The 18,634-nt window shown below is 70.6% G+C and carries 19 protein-coding genes; 12 read left to right on the top strand and 7 right to left on the bottom strand.

Annotated elements, in window-relative coordinates; all coding sequences use genetic code 11:
* Positions 1-126: 126 nt before the first annotated feature.
* Positions 127-987, top strand: a complete 861-nt coding sequence (locus LPT13_RS08790; RefSeq protein ID WP_242165723.1) for a tyrosine-protein phosphatase — start codon at positions 127-129, stop codon at positions 985-987.
* Between the two features lie 464 nt (positions 988-1,451).
* Here the strand turns inward: LPT13_RS08790 and LPT13_RS08795 are convergent, their stop codons facing one another.
* On the bottom strand, positions 1,452-2,666 hold the full coding sequence (locus LPT13_RS08795; protein ID WP_242165724.1) for a phosphotransferase: 1,215 nt from the start codon (positions 2,664-2,666) through the stop codon (positions 1,452-1,454).
* Positions 2,667-3,201: 535 nt separating this feature from the next.
* Between LPT13_RS08795 and LPT13_RS08800 the strand changes: the two genes are divergently transcribed.
* Positions 3,202-5,556, top strand: coding sequence for an ATP-dependent helicase (locus tag LPT13_RS08800; protein WP_242165727.1), 2,355 nt, complete (start codon positions 3,202-3,204; stop codon positions 5,554-5,556).
* 39 nt (positions 5,557-5,595) lie between these two features.
* Here the strand turns inward: LPT13_RS08800 and sdaAA are convergent, their stop codons facing one another.
* Positions 5,596-7,203 (bottom strand): L-serine ammonia-lyase, iron-sulfur-dependent, subunit alpha, encoded by a 1,608-nt coding sequence (gene sdaAA, locus LPT13_RS08805; RefSeq protein WP_242165729.1) that lies wholly within the window; start codon positions 7,201-7,203, stop codon positions 5,596-5,598.
* A gap of 186 nt (positions 7,204-7,389) precedes the next feature.
* Between sdaAA and LPT13_RS08810 the strand changes: the two genes are divergently transcribed.
* The 10 genes from LPT13_RS08810 (at position 7,390) to rplW (ending at position 16,012) form a co-directional block, all read left to right on the top strand.
* Complete coding sequence (locus LPT13_RS08810; RefSeq protein WP_242165731.1) at positions 7,390-8,751, top strand: putative manganese-dependent inorganic diphosphatase; 1,362 nt, start codon at positions 7,390-7,392, stop codon at positions 8,749-8,751.
* Between the two features lie 201 nt (positions 8,752-8,952).
* Positions 8,953-9,321, top strand: coding sequence for a hypothetical protein (locus LPT13_RS08815; protein ID WP_242165733.1), 369 nt, complete (start codon positions 8,953-8,955; stop codon positions 9,319-9,321).
* A gap of 108 nt (positions 9,322-9,429) precedes the next feature.
* Positions 9,430-10,653, top strand: coding sequence for a M20/M25/M40 family metallo-hydrolase (locus tag LPT13_RS08820; RefSeq protein ID WP_242165735.1), 1,224 nt, complete (start codon positions 9,430-9,432; stop codon positions 10,651-10,653).
* A 342-nt stretch (positions 10,654-10,995) separates the two neighbouring features.
* Entirely contained in the window at positions 10,996-11,367 is a 372-nt protein-coding gene (rpsL, locus tag LPT13_RS08825) for a 30S ribosomal protein S12 (protein WP_242165737.1), read from the top strand.
* Between the two features lie 111 nt (positions 11,368-11,478).
* Positions 11,479-11,949: a 30S ribosomal protein S7 gene (gene rpsG / locus LPT13_RS08830; protein ID WP_242165739.1), complete on the top strand. Its 471-nt coding sequence runs from the start codon at positions 11,479-11,481 to the stop codon at positions 11,947-11,949.
* Between the two features lie 18 nt (positions 11,950-11,967).
* Positions 11,968-14,085, top strand: coding sequence for an elongation factor G (gene fusA, locus LPT13_RS08835; RefSeq protein WP_242165741.1), 2,118 nt, complete (start codon positions 11,968-11,970; stop codon positions 14,083-14,085).
* Positions 14,086-14,121: 36 nt separating this feature from the next.
* On the top strand, positions 14,122-14,430 hold the full coding sequence (rpsJ, locus tag LPT13_RS08840; protein WP_160709011.1) for a 30S ribosomal protein S10: 309 nt from the start codon (positions 14,122-14,124) through the stop codon (positions 14,428-14,430).
* Positions 14,431-14,445: 15 nt separating this feature from the next.
* Positions 14,446-15,066, top strand: a complete 621-nt coding sequence (rplC, locus tag LPT13_RS08845; RefSeq protein ID WP_242165743.1) for a 50S ribosomal protein L3 — start codon at positions 14,446-14,448, stop codon at positions 15,064-15,066.
* A gap of 31 nt (positions 15,067-15,097) precedes the next feature.
* Positions 15,098-15,724, top strand: a complete 627-nt coding sequence (gene rplD, locus LPT13_RS08850) for a 50S ribosomal protein L4 (protein WP_242165745.1) — start codon at positions 15,098-15,100, stop codon at positions 15,722-15,724.
* Complete coding sequence (gene rplW / locus LPT13_RS08855) at positions 15,725-16,012, top strand: 50S ribosomal protein L23 (RefSeq protein ID WP_242165748.1); 288 nt, start codon at positions 15,725-15,727, stop codon at positions 16,010-16,012. It abuts the gene before it with no gap.
* Positions 16,013-16,166: 154 nt separating this feature from the next.
* On the opposite strand, the gene LPT13_RS08860 is transcribed toward rplW, so the two are convergent.
* The 5 genes from LPT13_RS08860 to LPT13_RS08880 form a co-directional block, all read right to left on the bottom strand.
* Complete coding sequence (locus LPT13_RS08860) at positions 16,167-16,613, bottom strand: DNA-binding protein (RefSeq protein ID WP_242165750.1); 447 nt, start codon at positions 16,611-16,613, stop codon at positions 16,167-16,169.
* A 27-nt stretch (positions 16,614-16,640) separates the two neighbouring features.
* Positions 16,641-16,817, bottom strand: coding sequence for a type II toxin-antitoxin system HicA family toxin (locus LPT13_RS08865; protein WP_242165752.1), 177 nt, complete (start codon positions 16,815-16,817; stop codon positions 16,641-16,643).
* Between the two features lie 55 nt (positions 16,818-16,872).
* Positions 16,873-17,865 (bottom strand): DNA/RNA non-specific endonuclease, encoded by a 993-nt coding sequence (locus LPT13_RS08870; protein ID WP_242165754.1) that lies wholly within the window; start codon positions 17,863-17,865, stop codon positions 16,873-16,875.
* Positions 17,866-17,993: 128 nt separating this feature from the next.
* On the bottom strand, positions 17,994-18,437 hold the full coding sequence (locus LPT13_RS08875) for a helix-turn-helix domain-containing protein (protein WP_242165756.1): 444 nt from the start codon (positions 18,435-18,437) through the stop codon (positions 17,994-17,996).
* Positions 18,438-18,455: 18 nt separating this feature from the next.
* Positions 18,456-18,629: a type II toxin-antitoxin system HicA family toxin gene (locus tag LPT13_RS08880; RefSeq protein ID WP_242165758.1), complete on the bottom strand. Its 174-nt coding sequence runs from the start codon at positions 18,627-18,629 to the stop codon at positions 18,456-18,458.
* Positions 18,630-18,634: the final 5 nt, after the last annotated feature.

Consider the following 18,634-nt stretch of genomic DNA (forward strand, 5'->3'; position numbering starts at 1 on the left):
CCGTCACCGCGGCGCGACCGGCGGCGCGGCGGCCGGTCGCCATCGATGCGTCGGGAGCGTATAATCGACAGCGTCTAATAGCGGATGAGGTCGCGTCCTCGCGGCCGGCGAGAGGGGGAGGGCCCGGTGGATCGCGTCATCGAGCTGGAGGGGGTCGACAACGTGCGCGACCTGGGCGGGCTGCCCGTCCGGGGCGGCCGCGAGGTCGAGCGCGGCCTGCTCTTCCGCGGCGCGTCGCTCGCGGGCCTCACCGCGGCCGACGAGGCCGTCCTCTTCGGCCGCCTGGGCGTGAGCTGCGTCATCGACCTGCGCTGCGGCTGGGAGCGCGACGCCGCGCCCGACCGCGGGCCGGCCGCCGTGCCCAACCTGCACATCCCCTTCTACGACAGGGAGAAGGTGGGCATCGAGTACACCGAGGGTGCCCAGGCCGGCCAGGTCGTCGGTCGCGACGTGCCCTGCGACCCCGACCGCTTCTACCGCTCGCTCGCCAACCCGCTCACCACGCGGCAGATGCGCGCCGTGGTGGCGGAGGCGCTCGAGCGCGCCGAGCGCGGGCTGCCCGTCTACTTCCACTGCAGCGGCGGCAAGGACCGCGCCGGCATCACGGCCCTGCTCGTCCTGGCCGTGCTGGGCGCCGAGCCGGATGCCGTGCTCGAGGACTACCTGCTCACCAACGTGGCGCGCGACCGGCGCGAGGCCGAGAACCTGGCCCGCTTCACGCGCCTGGCCGGCGGCGACGCGGCCCGCGGCCGCCAGCTCACCACCGCGCACCGCGCCCGCCCCGAGAACCTGCGCGCCTTCCACGAGGCCGTCGTCGCGCGCTTCGGCGGCATGGAGGCGTTCATCGCCGACGAGCTGGGCATCGGCCCCGCGCGGCGCGACGAGCTGCGCCGCCGTCTCACGCGCCCCGCCGCCGACGCCGCCTCGGTCCACGTCTCCGCCCGCGAGGCCGCCGTTCCCGACTGGGAGCCCGCCCTCGCCCTCTGATCGCCTGCTGCTCGCCCGCGCGTCCACGCCGCCGGCGCGCCCGTGCGGGATGCCGGCGCGCGTCGCCGGCGCACCCGCCATCTTCGTCGCGACCGCGCCGCCCGCGTCGCCTGCGCGGGATGCGGACGCGCGCCTGTGCTGCCGCCACGCCCGCCGCCCGTTCGCCCACCCCGCCCGCGCCGCGAACGTGCCAGAAAATGCGACTTATCACACGTCTTCGGGCTCGTTCGCCGGGCGATCAAGGGAGCTTCTCAGCATTTCCCCTGGTCAAGTTGAGCCGCGCGACGTGCTGTTGGCCATCGGCGGCCCAAACAGGTGTGATAAGTCGCATTTTTCGGCGGCGCGATGTGATAAGTCGCCTTTTCGGGCAGATAGCGCCAGAAGGCGGGACTTATCACACCGGCGCATCTCCGCCGCCGACCCCGGTCGTCGGCTCGCCAGCGCGAGGCGGGCGCGCGCCCGGCCTACAGGCCGAAGCAGTCGCGGGCGAGCATCTCCAGGAACTCGTCGGACAGGTAGGCCGGCACCTTGGCCACGGCGCGGTCGGTGCGGTGCAGCCGCGGGTCGGCGCCGAACTGGGCGAGCGCCCGGCAGCACCAGGCCACGGCGCGCAGCGCGGCCATCATGCGGAAGGCGCGATAGCGCGCGTCGAAGGCGCCCCGCGAGAAGCGGCCGTCCACGGCGCGCCAGTAGTCCTCGACGAAGGCCGCGGCGACGTCGGGGCCCATGAGGTAGTCGCTGTCCCAGAAGGTGGTGGTGGGCGCCGTGAAGAAGGCCACGTCCTGGGCCACGTCGCCGATGACCGGCCGCTCCCAGTCGACGAAGGAGCCCGGCGCGGCGCAGAGCCGCCCCCGCGCGCCCGCGCCGCCGGCAGGGTGCGCCACGCCGACGGCGAGGCTGACCCCGCCGCCGCCCCGCGTCGCCGGGGCTGCCGCAGCGCTCGCCGTCGGAACGTCGGCGCCTCTACCCACCCCCTCGTCATCGGCCCCCGCCCGCGCCGCCTCGGCGGCTGCGGCGGCGGGGATGAGGAAGTGCGACGGCAGCGGCTCGGTGTTGACGATGTGGGCGCAGTCGCCCGGCGCGGCGGGGGTGTCGGCGACGGCCGCCGCCGCGGCCGTGAGCGCGTTGACCCAGCGGGTGATGCGCGGGTCCTCGGCGGGGGAGGCCCGGTACAGGTCGAAGCGGGCCAGGCACTCCCCGAAGAGCTCGCGCAGCGGGTCGGTCGGCCGGTGGAGCGGGCAGTTGGGCCCCACGGGCACGGCGTGGACGTCGGCCATCAGCTGGGCCGCGCAGCGCAGGTCGCCCGGGCGCAGGCGGTCGAAGTCGAGCTCGTCGCCCTCGCAGAAGCCGATGACGAGCGCGCCGTGCCCCGGCGCGTCCGGCCCGTCGTCCAGGTAGAGCGGCGCCGGCACCCGCCCGCTCGGCGCGAGCGCGGTGAGCGCGTCGAACTCGTAGCGCACCTGGTTGTCGTGGAAGGGCTGGCGCGTCACGTTGACGCGCAGCACGAAGCGCCGCCCGTCGGCCGGGTCGGCGAACGCGTAGTTGAGGTTGTGCTCGCCCATGCCGAGCGGGCGCGGCTCGAGCACCGCGCCGGGCGCCGCGCCGACGGCCTGCCGCAGCGCCGCGTTGCCTGCCAGGTAGGCCCGCGCCTCGGCCAGCCCGCGCTCCATCGAGTCCATCCGCGCCCTCCATCCTGATTAGTGGTGTCTATCGAATAATAGCCTACCGCCATGCGAGAGAAGGAGGGGCCGACCTCGGAAAAAGGGCGCGATCCCGCAAATTCGCTCGGTTCTGCACCCCAGCTAGGCGGCGTGAAGTCCGTGCCGGGAGACGAGCGCCGGCGTTTGCCCAGGTCGCGCGTTGGCACATCGGAGGATCGGCGCGCAAGCCGGCCTGCTGAGGGTGCAGAACCGAGCGAATTTGCAGAGCCGGCCGCCGTTTCGAAGGCGCGCGATCCCGAGCGTGCCGGCGGCTGCGCGCCCGCCTGCGCCCTGTGGGATTCCCCGAGATTTCCCCCGCCCGCGCGAGGATGGCGCTAGAATGGAGGGCCGATTCTGATCGCGATGCGCGTGAGGGCGGCCGGGAGGGAGTTGAGGGAGCACCCCCGCAGCAAGCGGGGCTGTGGTATCCCACCACAGCCCCGCGCAGCGAGGAGGCGACCGAAGCCCCCTCCCGGCCGCCCTCACGCGCATCCCCCAACCCAGAAGGAACCCCATGCCCATCGACATCGACACCCTGAACGGCCCGCAGCGCGAGGCCGTCCTCACCACCGAGGGCCCGCTGCTGGTGCTCGCCGGCGCCGGCTCCGGCAAGACGCGCGTGCTCACCTACCGCATCGCGCACCTCATCGACGACCTCGGCGTGGCGCCCTGGGAGATCCTGGCCATCACGTTCACCAACAAGGCGGCCGCCGAGATGCGCGAGCGCCTGATGGGCCTGGTGGGCCCGCGCAGCCGCGGCATGTGGGTGTCCACCTTCCACTCCATGTGCGTGCGCATCCTGCGCGACGACGCCGAGCGCCTCGGCTTCACCCGCAGCTTCACCATCTACGACACCGACGACCAGAAGCGCCTCTACAAGGAGATCATGGCCGAGCTCGACATCGACCCCAAGCGCTTCCCCGTCAACGCGCTCATGGGCCGCATCTCCCAGGCGAAGAACGAGCTCATCGTGCCGGGCGACTTCGAGCGCCAGGCCGTCGACCCGGTGGGGAAGGTGGCCGCGCGGGTGTACGCGCGGCTCCAGGAGCGCCTCAAGGCCGCCAACGCCTTCGACTTCGACGACCTGCTCGTCTACGCCTTCCTGCTGCTGAAGAACCACCCCGACGTGCTCGAGGCCTACCAGCGGCGCTTCCGCTACATCATGGTCGACGAGTACCAGGACACCAACCACGCGCAGTACGAGATCACGCGCCTTCTGGCCGCGGGGCACCAGAACCTCATGGTGGTGGGCGACGACGACCAGTCCATCTACTCGTGGCGCGGCGCCGACATCCGCAACATCCTGGAGTTCGAGGCCGACTACCCCGCGGCGGCCACCGTCAAGCTCGAGCAGAACTACCGCAGCGTGGGCAACATCCTGGCCGCGGCCAACGCCGTCATCGCCAACAACCAGCACCGCAAGGCGAAGCGGCTGTTCACCGCGTCGGAGGACGGCGACAAGATCGAGGTGTACCTGGCCGCCGACGAGCGCGACGAGGGGCGCTGGATCGCCGGCGAGATCGAGCGGCGGCGCGCCGAGGGCCTGTCCTACGACGACATGGCCGTCTTCTACCGCACCAACGCCCAGTCCCGCATGCTCGAGGACATGCTGCTGCGCGCCGGCGTGCCCTACCGCATCGTGGGCGGCACGCGCTTCTTCGACCGCGCCGAGATCCGCGACGTCATGGCCTACCTCACGCTGGTGGTGAACCCGGCCGATGACATCGCCGCCAAGCGCGTCATCAACGTGCCGCGCCGCGGCATCGGCAAGACCACCATCGAGCGCATCGAGCAGTTCGCCCGCGAGCTGGGGCTGCCCTTCATGGACGCCGCCGAGCTGGCCGTGGTCGACCCCGACGTGCGCCCGGCCACCCAGCGGGCGGTGGGGGAGTTCACCGCGCTCATCAAGACGGCGCGCACCTACGAGGGCGAGCTGCGCCGCGTGATCGAGATGATCGTCGACCAGGCGGGGCTCATCGAGGCGCTCGAAGCCGAGAACACCGACGAGGCGCGCGGGCGCGTGGAGAACATCCGCGAGTTCATGGGCGTGGTCGAGGAGTTCTCGCAGACCCACGCCGACGACGACGCGCTCTACGAGGCGCCCACGGCCGACGGCGAGGCCGGCGAGGCCCCGGCGCGCGTGCTGCGCGGCGACTCCATGGCCGACTTCATCGAGTGGGTGCGCCTGCGCACCGACCTGGACACGGTGACCGACGACGGCCACGCCGTCACGCTCATGACGGTGCACTCCGCCAAGGGCCTCGAGTTCGACTGCGTGTTCGTCGGCGGCATGGAGGAGTCGCTGTTCCCGCACATGAACTCCATCGGCGATGCGGCCAGCATCGAGGAGGAGCGGCGGTTGGCCTACGTGGCCATCACCCGCGCCCGCAAGCGCCTCTACCTCACCTGCGCCCAGCAGCGCCAGATCTTCGGCCAGACCTCGTCGAACCCCACGTCCCGCTTCATCCAGGAGATCCCCGCCGAGCTGCGCCGCACCTCGGGTCTCGGGTCGGCCGGGTTCTCCGGCACCGGGTGGGAGAAGCGCGGGAGCCGCCGGGGCATCGCCGGGTCGGGCACCGAGGCGGGGGAGGGCCGCGTCTTCGGCCGCTCGAGCGCGTCGGGGTCGGCCGGGCGGGGCGACCGCGGCCGGGCCGGGCGCTCCGGCGCCGGGGCGGGCGCGCGCGACATCGGCAAGAAGGACGCCGCGAAGGTGACCTTCGCGGCCGGCGACGTGGTGGACCACAAGACCTTCGGCCGCGGCAAGGTGACCAAGGTGGACGGCGACACCCTCCACGTCAAGTTCGCCAAGACTGGCCAGACGAAGAAGCTGCTGAAGGACTACGCGCCCATCGTGAAGATCGGCGGCTAGGCGGGCGCGCCCGCTGACGCGCCCGCCGGGGCGCCCGCGCTAGCAGCAGGCGTTGCACCAGGCGCAGGCGCTCGGGGCGGCGGCGATGCCGCCGAGGGCGCTCTCGCGCAGCTCGAAGGGCAGGCCGCGGCCCACCTCGTCCATGACGGCCACGGCCTCGTCGAAGCTGATGAGATTCTGCACGCCGGACAGCGCTATCTGGGCGCTCACCAGCGCGATGGACGCCGCCGTGGCGTTGCGCTTCTGGCACGGCACCTCCACCAGTCCCCCCACCGGGTCGCAGACGAGCCCGAGCATCGACATCATCACGTTGGCGGCCGCGGCGAGCGCCTGGTCGGGCGTGCCGTCGGCCATGGCCACCGCCGCGGCCGCCGCCATGGCCGCCGCCGAGCCCACCTCGGCCTGGCAGCCGCCCTCGGCGCCCGACACGCTCGCGTTGCGCGCGATGACGTAGCCCACGGCCGCCGCCGTCATGAGCCCCTCCATGAGCGTCTCGTCCGACAGGCCGCGCAGGTCCTGCAGGGCGAGCAGCACCGCCGGCAGCACCCCGGCTGACCCGGCCGTGGGCGTCGCGACGATGCGGCCCATGGCGGCGTTGGTCTCGAGCACCGCCAGGGCGTAGACGGCCGCGCGCGCCGCCAGCGGGTCGAGCACCGGCGCGCCGTCCCCGCAGGCGAGCGCCATCTTGCGCGCCTCGCCGCCGATGAGGCCGCCGGTGGACGCCACGGGGCGCTCCACCGGGCCGGTCGCGGCCGCGCGCATGACCTCGAGCACGCGGCGCAGGTAGGGCCCCACCTCGGCGGTCACCCCCTGCATGGTGCGCAGGGCCTGCTCGCGGCGGTAGAACACCTCGGCGATGGTCAGCCCCTCGGCGGCGCACGTCTCCAGAAGCCCCGCCCCGTCGGCGTAGTTCCAGCGCTCGAAGGCCGCCTCGGCGTCCAGCGGCACGCACACCGGGTCGCCGTCGGAGTCGGCGAAGCTCGGCGCGATGACGCGCACGTCGTAGATGGCCGGGTGCTCCAGGATGACCTCGCGCGCCACCTCGTCCACGGCGTCATCGGTCTCCATGACCGTGTAGGCGTCGTCGTGCTTGGCCGTGCGGTAGAGGCTGGCCGTGGCGATGTTCACGCCGCAGCGCGCCAGGCACGAGGATATGTGGGCGAGCACCCCGCGCACGTCGCGCTGGTGCACCACCACGCTCGTGTGCTCGCCGGTGACGTTGACCTCCACGCCGTTGATGCGCGTGATGACGGCCGCCCCGCCGCCCACCGACACGCCGCGCAGGGTGAGGCGGGCGCCCTCGGCGTCGGTCACGGCGATGTCGACGGTGTTGGGGTGCTCGGGCTCGGCGTCGGTGTCGAAGGTCATCTCGACGGCCAGGCCGGCCTCCTCGGCCAGGGCGAAGGAGTCGCGGATGGCCAGGTCGTCGGCGGAAAGCCCCAGCATCCCGGCCACGAGGGCCCGGTCGGTGCCATGGCCGCGCCCCGTGTGGGCGAACGACCCGTACAGCGTGAAGGACGCCGCCGCGGGGGGCGCCGCGCAGAGCCGCCGCGCCATGGCCGCGATGGCCAGCGCGCCCGCCGTGTGCGAGCTCGAGGGCCCCACCATGACCGGCCCGATGATGTCGCGCAGCCCGTAGTTCCTCATGGTCGCTCCTCGCCTCGATCGCGACGCGGCCCCAAGGCCCGCCGCGGGCGCGCCCGAACCGCCCGGCCGCGCCGCCCGTCCCCCGAAACATGGGGGTTTGACGACGAAGCTACCACATCGCGGCCGCGCCCCGCGGGCCCCGGGGTATACTGCCCCGGAATTGTTGCCGACAAGGAGAGGAAGGCCATGGCGTCGCCCGTCATCGTCGTGGGGCACCGCAACCCCGACAACGACTCCATCTGCGCCGCAGTGGGGTACGCGTACCTGAAGAACGAGCTCGCCAAGCGGGACGGAACCGCCTCCAAGCTGGAGTACATCCCCGCCTGCCTGGGCCCCCTGCCGCCGGAGAGCCGGTGGATCCTCGACCAGAACGGCATCCCCGCGCCGCGCAAGCTGCCCCACGTCCACGCCCGCGTCTGCGACGTGATGACCCCCGACCCCGAGTCCATCAGCCACGATGCCAGCATGCTTGAGGCGGGCCGCCGCCTGCGCCAGCTCAACGTGCGCTCGCTCGTGGTCACCAACGACGACGGCACCTTCCGCGGCCTCATCTCCACCCGCGCCATCGCCGAGCGCTACATCTCGGCCACCGACGCGCTGGACGGCGAGAACGCCAACCCCATGGCCGTCGCCTCGTCGCTCATCGAGTCGCTCGGGCAGCGCGTGGACGACCTCACCTACACCAACGTGCTCGTGCTCGACCGCGAGGCCCTGCTGAAGGAGGCCGCCGACGACCTCATGGCCAGCGAGCTGCGCGAGGGCGTCGTGGTCGACGACGACGGGTTCGCCGTGGGTATCGTCACGCGCTCCGACATCGCCGCGCGGCCCAAGCGCAAGGTCATCCTGGTCGACCACAACGAGACGCGCCAGGCGGCCAACGGCATCGAGGAGGCCGACGTGGTGGAGATCCTCGACCACCACCGCATCGCCGACGTGATGACCGCCAACCCCATCAAGTTCCTCAACCTGCCCGTGGGTTCCACCGCCACCATCGTCACCATGGAGTTCCGCAAGTACGGGGTGGAGGTGCCCGCCGACATCGCGGCCGTGCTGCTGTCGGCCATCATGACCGACACCGTCATCCTGAAGTCGCCCACCGCCACCGACGTCGACCGCGAGCAGGTGGACTACCTCGCCGGGATACTGGGGGTCGACCCCACCGAGTTCGGCCTGAAGGTGTTCCGCACCCGCGGCGGCGAGGACAACATGCCGGTGGAGAAGCTGGTCGAGGCCGACTCCAAGGAGTTCCAGTTCGGCGACCACACGGTGCTCATCGCCCAGCACGAGACGGTGGACCTGCCGGCCGTCATGGCGCGCGAGGCCGAGATCCGCCAGCACATGGCCGAGCTCAAGGCCCTGCACGGCTACGAGTTCGTGCTGCTGATGGTGACCGACATCCTGGCCGAGGGCAGCCAGTTCATCGTCGAGGGCAACCGCCGCATCGTCAACCGCGTCTTCAACATCGAGTGCCCCGAGGAGGGCGGCGTCTGGATGCCCGGCATCCTCTCCCGCAAGAAGCAGGTGGCCGCCAGGATCCTCGGCTCCTAGGGTCGCCGGGCGCGTGCGCGTCGGGAGGGCCCGCCGCGCGTGGGCGGGATGGCCCTCGGCGGGCGAGCTCCTTCCCGCGGCATCCCGCATCTTTGAAGATAACGTATCGTTTGGGCAACGGGCGGCGATGCGGGCCTAGAATCGGGGCCGTGCGAAAACGCGCCCGACCCCGACCTACGCGAAGGAAGCGATCCCGTCCCCATGGCTGAGATACTGGAAGCCATCATGCTCGTCTGCTTCGGCCTGTCCTGGCCGATGAACGCCTACAAGAACTATCGCGCCCGCACGGCCGCCGGCACGAGCTGGCAGTTCATCGGGCTCATCACGCTGGGCTACTTCGCCGGCATCGCCGCCAAGTTCGCCTCCGGCAGCTTCACCTGGGTGCTCGCCGTCTACTTCATCAACGTCGCCTGCGTGGCCGTGAACTGGGCCGTCTACTTCCGCAACCGCCGTCTTGACGCCCAGCGCGCCGCCGGCGTGATCGTCGAGGAGCACGAGGCCCTCACCCGCACCCCCGCCGGCATCCGCCGCGACGAGGAGGTCGTCATCAAGCCCGCTCCCGTCCGCTAGGGGCCGGCCGGGCCCGCGCCGCCTTCCCGCGTGCCGCGCCGAGGGCTATCATCGGGCGTGGCGGCCCGGCCGCCAGCCGCCCGTCGCTCCCGACCGAAAGGCCCCCCCATGAACGCCGATCGCCTCCTGTCCTCCTTTCTCGACCTCGTCGCCGTCGAGAGCCCCTCGTTTCACGAGGCGCCGATGGCCGCCCTCTGCGCGCGCCTGCTGGCCGACCTGGGTTTTGCCGTGGAGGTCGACGGGTCGGCGGAGGCGACCGGGTCGGATACGGGCAACCTCATCGCGCGGCTGCCGGGCACCGCGCCGGGGCGGCTCGCCCTGGCGGCGCACCTGGACACGGTGATGCCCTGCGCCGGCATCGAGGTCGTGCGCGAGGAGGTGGCCGCCGCTGAGATGGGGCCTGCCTACGAGCCCGACGGGCCCGCGCTCGAGGTGCTGCGCTCGGCCGGCGCCACCATCCTGTCCGCCGACGACAAGGCCGGCATCGCCGCCATCCTGGAGGGCGTGCGCTCGGCGATGGAGGCCGGCGCCCCGCGCCCCGACCTCACCGTGCTCCTGACCACCTGCGAGGAGCAGAGCCTGCTCGGCGCGTCGGCCCTGGCCGAGGGCGCGCTCGCGTGGCCCGCCGGCCTGGCCTCGGGCTTCGACGGCGCCCCCGGTGGGCGCCCCGCCCCCGGCACGCCGCTGCCCTGCTACGTCCTGGACGCCGACGGGCGCCCCGGCACCATCATCACGGGCGCGCCCTGCCACTGGACGATGGCAGCCGAGTTCAGCGGCCGCGCGGCCCACGCCGGCGTCGAGCCGGAGGCCGGCGCGTCGGCCATCGCCATGGCCGCGGCCGCGGTATCGGCCATGGGGCTCGGCCGGCTGGACGAGCGCACCACGGCCAACGTGGGCGTCATCGCCGGCGGCACGGCCGTCAACGTCGTGCCCGCCTCCTGCCGTTTGGAGGGGGAGTGCCGCTCGCTCGACGCCGGGCGCGCCCTCGCCCAGCGCGACGCCATGACCGCCGCCTGCGAGCGGGCCGCCGCGGCGCTCGGCGGCGCCGTCGAGGTGACGTGGGCGCTCGACTACCCGGCCGTCCTGTTCGACGACGACGCGCCCGTGGTGGCCCGCGCCGCCGCGGCCGCCCGCGCGGCGGGCCTCGCCCCGCGCCTGGCGCGCACCGGCGGGGGCGCCGACGCCAACGTGCTCGGCGCCAAGGGGTGCCAGGCGGTGACGCTCGGCATCGGCATGGCGAACTTCCACTCGACCGACGAGCTCATCGCCGTGCGCGACCTCGAGGGCGCCGCCCGCCTCGTCGAGGCCCTCATCGCCGAGTACGCGGGATAGGCCGCCGCCCGGCGCGCGGCGTCCCGCCCGCGCGCAGCCGGCTTCCCAGTACGCGCGCCCGACGCGCCCCCCCCAGCGCGCACGCGCCCCGCCGCGCGGCGGGGCGCAAGTTTTTCGCGGTCGCCTCCCGATTTCCCCACCCTCGTTTCCCCGCCTTCTGCTGACCTGGGGAAACGTCATCGCCTCACTATGGATACGCCCGGCACCGTGGCGTTTGACAAGCTGCGGGAGGAGGCATAATATTCTCGTTCGCGCCTCTCGGAGGCGCTCTTTTTCGCGTGCGCAACAGCTGAGCGTACCTGAAAACGTAAGCTCGGAAGTGGGAAGAAGAAAGGAAGAGTCTTGCCTACAATCAACCAGCTGGTCCGCAAGGGCCGCAAGAAGACGGCTGACAAGAAGAAGACGCCGGCTCTCAAGGGCAACCCGCAGAAGCGTGGCGTGTGCACCCGCGTGTACACCACCACCCCCAAGAAGCCGAACTCCGCGCTTCGCAAGGTCTGCCGCGTGCGCCTGGTCAACGGCATGGAGGTCACGGCCTACATCCCCGGCATCGGCCACAACCTGCAGGAGCACTCGATGGTGCTCATCCGCGGCGGCCGCGTCAAGGACCTCCCCGGCGTCCGCTACAAGGTCATCCGCGCCGCGCTCGACTGCGCGCCGGTGGACAACCGCAAGCAGGCCCGCAGCCGCTACGGCGCCAAGCGCCCGAAATAACCGTTAAGTCGCGCGGGCCCGCGCAGGGGACACGCCGGAAGGGCCGGCGGCCCCGGGCCTAATGGGGAGTGAAAGACCCCGGAAGCGCGCAGGAGCAAGAAGGAGAACTACATGCCGCGTCGTGCAGCAGCCGTCCGCCGCGAAACGCAGCCGGACGCCAAGTACAACAACCGCCTCGTCACGCAGCTCATCAACAAGGTCCTGCTTGACGGCAAGAAGTCCATCGCCGAGGGCATCGTCTACGGCGCCTTCGACATCGTCGAGGAGAAGACCGGCCAGGACCCGCTGTCCGTCTTCAAGAAGGCCATGGACAACGTCCGCCCCACGCTCGAGTGCAAGCCCAAGCGCGTCGGCGGCGCCACCTACCAGGTGCCCATGGAGGTCAACTCCCGCCGCGCCACCACGCTGGCCATCCGCTGGATCGTGGACTTCTCCCGCAAGCGCAAGGAGCACACCATGAAGCAGCGCCTGGCCGCCGAGATCATGGACGCGTCCGAGAACACCGGCGCCGCCGTTAAGAAGCGCGAGGACATGTACAAGATGGCCGAGGCCAACCGCGCCTTCTCCCACTACCGCTTCTAGGAACAGGTGGAAGACGATATGGCAAAGATTGACCTGAAGGATACGCGCAACATCGGCATCATGGCCCACATCGACGCGGGCAAGACGACGACGACCGAGCGCATCCTCTACTACACGGGCAAGACCCACAAGATCGGCGAGGTGCACGACGGCGCTGCCACCATGGACTGGATGGTCCAGGAGCAGGAGCGCGGCGTGACCATCACCGCCGCTGCCACCACTTGCTTCTGGAAGTACCCCGGCGGCAAGGAGAACGGCAAGGAGTACCGCTTCCAGATCATCGACACGCCCGGCCACGTGGACTTCACGGCCGAGGTGGAGCGCTCGCTGCGCGTGCTCGACGGCACCGTGGCCGTGTTCGACGCCGTCGCCGGCGTCCAGCCGCAGTCCGAGACCGTGTGGCGCCAGGCCGAGCGCTACGGCGTGCCCCGCATCGCGTTCATCAACAAGTATGACCGCGTGGGTGCCGACTTCCTCCACGCCATCCAGACCATGCGCGACCGCCTCGGCGCCAACGCCGTCGCCGCGCAGCTGCCGATGGGCGCCGAGGACAACTTCTGGGGCGTCATCGACCTGGTGACCATGACCGCGTGGGACTTCAAGGCCGACGACAAGGGCATGACCTACCCCGAGCCCATGGATGCCATCCCGGCCGAGTTCGCCGAGGACGCCGAGCTGTACCACCAGGAGCTCCTGGAGGCCGCCGCCGACTGCGACGACAACCTCATGGAGAAGGTGCTCATGGAGGAGGAGGTGACGGTCGACGAGCTGAAGGCCGCCATCCGCAAGGGCGTCATCGACTGCAAGATCAACCCCGTGTTCGTGGGCTCCGCCTACAAGAACAAGGGCGTGCAGGAGCTGCTCGACGCCGTGGTCGACTACATGCCGTCGCCCGTCGACATCCCCGCCATCAAGGGCACCAACCCCGACACCGGCGAGGAGGAGGAGCGCCCGGCCGACCCGAAGGCCCCGTTCGCGGCGCTCGCCTTCAAGATCATGACCGACCCCTACGTCGGCAAGCTGACCTACCTGCGCGTCTACTCCGGCTCGCTCGACTCCGGCAGCTACGTGGTCAACGCCGTCAAGGGCAAGAAGGAGCGCATCGGCCGCCTCCTGCAGATGCACTCCAACCAGCGCGTCGACATCGACTCCTGCCAGGCGGGCGACATCGTCGCCGTCGTGGGCCTGAAGGACACCTCCACCGGCGACTCCCTGTGCGCCGAGGACGCCCCCATCATCCTGGAGTCCATGGAGTTCGCCGACCCGGTCATCGACATCGCCGTCGAGCCCAAGACCAAGGCCGAGCAGGACAAGATGGGCGTGGCGCTCGCCAAGCTCGCCGAGGAGGACCCGACCTTCCGCGTGTCCACCAACCACGAGACCGGCCAGACCATCATCGCCGGCATGGGCGAGCTGCACCTCGAGATCATCGTCGACCGCCTGCTGCGCGAGTTCAAGGTCGAGGCGAACGTGGGCAAGCCGCAGGTCGCCTACCGCGAGCGTCCGGGCCACGAGGTCATGAACGCCGAGGGCAAGTTCGTCCGCCAGACCGGCGGTCGCGGCCAGTACGGCCATGCGGTCATCAACATGTACCCGCAGGAGCCGGGCAAGGGCTACGAGTTCGAGAACAAGATCGTCGGCGGCGTCGTGCCGAAGGAGTACATCCCCTCCATCGACAAGGGCATCCAGGAGGCGCTGAACTCCGGCGTGCTGGCCGGCTACCCGGTCGAGGACGTGCGCGTCGAACTGATCGACGGCTCCTACCACGACGTCGACTCCTCCGAGGCGGCCTTCAAGGTGGCCGGCTCCATGGCCATCAAGGACGCGCTCAAGAAGTCCAACCCGGTCATCCTCGAGCCCGTCATGGCCGTCGAGGTGGAGACCCCCGAGGAGTACACCGGCTTCGTCATGGGCGACATCCCGAGCCGCCGCGGCCTCATCCAGGGCCAGGAGCAGCGCGGCAACGCCGTCGTCATCGAGGCGAAGGTCCCGCTGTCCCAGATGTTCGGCTACGCCACCGACCTGCGCTCCGGCACCCAGGGCCGCGCGGTGTACACCATGCAGTTCGACTCCTACGAGCCGGTGCCCAAGAGCGTCGCAGAGGAGATTATCAGCAAGGCCGGCGGCAACGCCTAGGTCGCCCCATCGAAGCTTTCATTGGAGGTAAGCTAAGTGGCTAATCAAAAGATTCGCATTCGCCTGAAGGGGTACGATCATGAGATCGTGGACCAGTCCACGAAGCTCATCGTCGATACCGCCCAGAAGACGGGTGCCAAGGTTTCCGGTCCCATCCCGCTGCCGACGGAGCGCAACCTGTACTGCGTCATCCGCTCGCCCCACGTGGACAAGGACTCCCGCGAGCAGTTCGAGATGCGCACCCACAAGCGCCTGATCGACATCCTCGAGCCCACCCCCAACACGGTGGACTCCCTGATGCGCCTCGACCTCCCCGCCGGCGTCGACATCGAGATCAAGCTGTAGGGGGTGTGAGAAGAGATGATTAACGCTATCTACGGCAAGAAGATCGGCATGACCCAGATCTTCGCCGAGGACGACACGGTCATCCCCGTGACCGTCATCCAGGCGGAGCCCAACACGGTCTGCCAGGTGAAGACCGTCGACACCGACGGCTACGAGGCCGTGCAGCTGGCCTTCGGCTACGTCAAGCCGCGCCGCGTGAACAAGCCCATGGCGGGCCACTTCGAGAAGCAGGGCATCGAGCCCAAGCGCTACCTGCGCGAGGTGCGCGTGGACAACGCCGGCGAGTACAAGGCCGGCGACACCCAGACCGTCGCCGCCTTCGCCGACGTGAAGAAGGTCGACGTGACCGGCACGTCCAAGGGCAAGGGCTTCGCGGGCGTCATGAAGCGCTACGGCTTCGCCGGCGGCCCGGGCGGCCACGGCGCCCACTTCCACCGCGCCCCCGGCTCGGTGGGCCAGTGCGCCACGCCCTCCCGCGTGTTCAAGGGCCTGCGCCTTCCCGGCCACATGGGCTGCGACACGGTGACCGTGCGCAACCTCGAGGTCGTCCGCATCGATGAGGACCAGAACCTGATCCTCGTGAAGGGCGCGGTGCCCGGCGGCAAGAACGCCATGGTCCGCGTGCGCATGGCTTAAGTCCGGTTACGTTACAAGGAGACCAACTACTATGGCATCCATTGAGATCAAAGACGTGAAGGGCGAGGGCGTCGGCACCGCCGAGCTCGCTCCCTCCGTGTTCGGCATCGAGCCGAACATCCACGTCATGCACCTCGTCGTCAAGGCGCAGCGCGCCTCCTGGCGCCAGGGCACGCATGACACCCGCACCCGCGGCGAGGTCCGCGGCGGCGGCAAGAAGCCGTGGCGCCAGAAGGGCACCGGCCGCGCCCGCCAGGGCACGATCCGCGCGCCCCAGTGGGTCGGCGGCGGCACCGTGTTCGGCCCGCATCCCCGCTCCTACGACCAGAAGGTCAACAAGAAGGAGGTCAAGCTGGCGATGCGCTCGGCGCTGTCCGCCAAGCTGGCCGACGGCGAGCTCGTCATCGTCAAGGAGTTCCCCTTCGAGCAGCCCCGCACCAAGGACGCCGTGGCGTTCCTGAAGGCGTTCGGCCTCGAGGACAAGCGCATCACGCTGGTGATCGGCAACGAGGACGTCGAGACGTTCCTGTCCTTCCGCAACCTGCAGAAGGTGAACATCGTCCCCGTCAGCGACATCAACACCTACGAGCTGATCGACAACAAGGCCCTCGTCATCACCGAGCAGGCCCTCAAGCATATCGAGGAGGTGCTTGCATAAATGAACAAGGATCCCCGCGAGGTCATCATCCGCCCCGTCATCACGGAGCACAGCTATGACGCCATGGAGAACAACGTGTACACCTTCGAGGTGGCCAAGGACTCCAACAAGGTCGAGATCGCCCAGGCCGTCGAGGCCATCTTCAACGTGAAGGTGGTCAAGGTGAACACCCTGAACGTGAAGCCGAAGCCCAAGCGCATGCGCTACCAGGCCGGCAAGACCCGCACCTGGAAGAAGGCCATGGTCACGCTGAAGGACGGCGACACCATCGAGATCTTCAGCGCGTAGCGATAGGTTCGCACGACGCGAGAAGGGGCGGCTCCCGCGAGGGGCCGCCCCTTTTTTCGTGTGCGGGTGAAGCGTGCGAGGCGCGCGGTGCGAGTGCGGGCGCGCGGGTGCTGCCGGGCGGGGGCGCCGGGCGCGAGGCGTGGGCGCCCGGCGGCTACGCCTGGGCCGTCTTCCGCGGCCGTCCCGCCCGCGGCGCCTCGGCCTTGCGCGCCTCGACGCTGCCGCGCGTCACCCAGATGCGTCCCTCGTCCCGGAAGGTCTCGAGCTGGCCGGCCTTGACCATCTGGGACACGCGGCCGCGCGTCAGCCCCAGCTCCCGCGCCGCCGCGGCGGCAGTCATGCGGGGGATGGTGTCCTTGCCGGCGTTGACGGCCACGATGAGGCGCTCGCCTCCGTGGCGCAGCTCGTTGTGGAAGGTGGGCTCGGGGAACGGCAGGTCGTGCAGGGCGCGATGCTCCATCTCGGATTGCAGCCAGTCGGCGGCCATCTCGGCGACCTCCCTCATGCTGGCCCCCTGCGTGCCGCCCTCCATGTCGAAGGGCGCGGCGATGAGCCAGCCGTCCTCGCCCTCGAACACCTCGAACTCGTATACGTGCAGCATAGCCGCCTCCTTCCGGGGCCGTGCGGCCTACTTGAGCCCTGCCTGTCTCTTCATGATCTCGAACAGCAGGTTGTCTATCTCCGCGTGCCGCCCGAGGGTCGTCCACCTCCCGTCGGGGTGGACAAGCTTGTCATGGTTGGTGCCGCGCATGACGACGAAGCCCTCGTTCTTGAAGAAGCGCACCACATCTCTTCGCTTTACCATGATGCTCCTCTCAGATAATTATAAACCTATGTTTAATAATAGGCAAGGCGCCTCCCTAGGGGCGGCAGCGCTTGCAGGGCTCGTAACCCTCGGATTCCAGGGCCTGGCGAGGGCCCTCGTAGCGGCGGCGGGCTCCCTTGGCGATGCGGGCGGCGGCCGGGCACGAGGCGCGGTGGAACACGCGGGAGGCCTCGTTCGCCACGCAGCGGCGCATCGTGGCGTCCTGCACCGCGGCGTCCTCGCGGCTGGCGCCGGTGGCGTAGTCGATGCGCACGCCGGGCTGGACGTTGTGGAGCAGCACGCTGAAGCGCACGCCCGCGCCGCCGTCTCCCGCCGACAGCGCCTCCAGGCGCACGGCGCGTGCCACGAGCTCGTCGGCCTGGAACACCGGCGTCGCGCGGTAGAGCACGCGGTTGCCCGGCGCGGCCTCGCAGTGGTCGGCCGCGAGGCCCTCGAACACGCGCATCGCGTGGTTGAGGTAGCCGGTGCCCGTGAAGAGGTTGCGCGGGTTGGCGTCCTCGGCCGTGAGGCGATGGCCGATCAGGTGGCAGCGCTGGAAGAGGCGGCCGCCCTCGACGAAGCCGTAGCGCGCGTCGTCCCAGCCGCTCGGCCGCACAGCGCCCAGGTCGCCGCGGGCGGTGCCGGGCGCGGGCATCGTCTCCCGCCCGACGAGCGCGATCGCCGGGCCGCAGCGTCCGAGCGCGTCGAGCTCGGCGTAGCGCTCGGATCCCGGCGGCAGGGCCAGCTCCTCAGGTGAGAACGCGGGGACGTTTCCGTCGATAAGCTCGAGGAGGCGTCCCTCGAAGACGGGCGGCTCGCCGGCGGCGCGGGACGGCGCGCCCTCGGCCGCCGCTCGCAGGTACTCGCCGCGCGAGAGCCCCAGGCGGCGCAGGTCGTCCTCGTCGGCAGGCGCGTCCCAGCCTGTGGGCGCGTCCCAGCCCGCAGGCGCGTCCCAGCCCGCGCGCGTGTCGTCCGCCGTGCTCGCGAGTCGCGCGATGGCCCCCAGAATGCCCGCCGCGATTCGCGTGATGCCAGCTAGCGTCCCCATGCCGTCTCCCTCCCCGTGAGCGGTCAGCTAGCTTCCGATGATGCCCCTCATCAGGGAAAACAACGTAAACGGCCGTTTACGTTCGGCAGGGAAACCACGGAATCTCCGGATAGGGCTGCTGGTGGATCCTAGGCCTGCGTCGTGCCCCGGGGGCGGCCAGCGGGCTGGGGATGGGCGAGCCGGGCCTTCACGCTCGCAAGGGTGACGTAGGTGTTGCGCCCCTCCTTCCAGCCGTCAAGCAGGCCCGATGACAGCATGGCGGTGATGCGGGGCCGGCTCACGCCCAGGATATCGGCGGCCTGGGAGGCGGTGACCCGCTCCACGTCGGCGAGGGATGCGTCGACGGACACGATGACGCGGACGCCCCCGTGCTCCGGCTCGTTTCCGAAGCGTGCGGCGGGGGGCTGCTGGCCGCGCATCAGGTAGTCGCGCACCGTCTCGCGCAGCAGGTCGGCGGCAGATTCGCAGGCGTCTTCCACGTCGTCTCCCTGGGTGGCGCCGGGAAGGTTGAACGGCGCGATGCACCAGCTTGCCTCGCCGCACCACAGCTCGAACTCATAGGTGTACTGCATGGCAGCCGTCCTTTCCCGCTATTTCAGCCCTGCGTCCCTCTTCAGCCTCTCGAACACCTCGTCCTCTATCTCACGATGGCGCTTGATGAGGATGGTGACCTGGCCGTTGGTGAACTTCTCGTGCTTCGTGCCGCCCTTCGACCAGAAGCCGCGTTCTTCGAAGAACCTCACCACGTCTCGACGCTTCGTCATGGGCT

Origin of the sequence: Adlercreutzia faecimuris (genome assembly GCF_022669055.1) — a bacterium.
Lineage (GTDB): Bacteria > Actinomycetota > Coriobacteriia > Coriobacteriales > Eggerthellaceae > Enterorhabdus > Enterorhabdus faecimuris.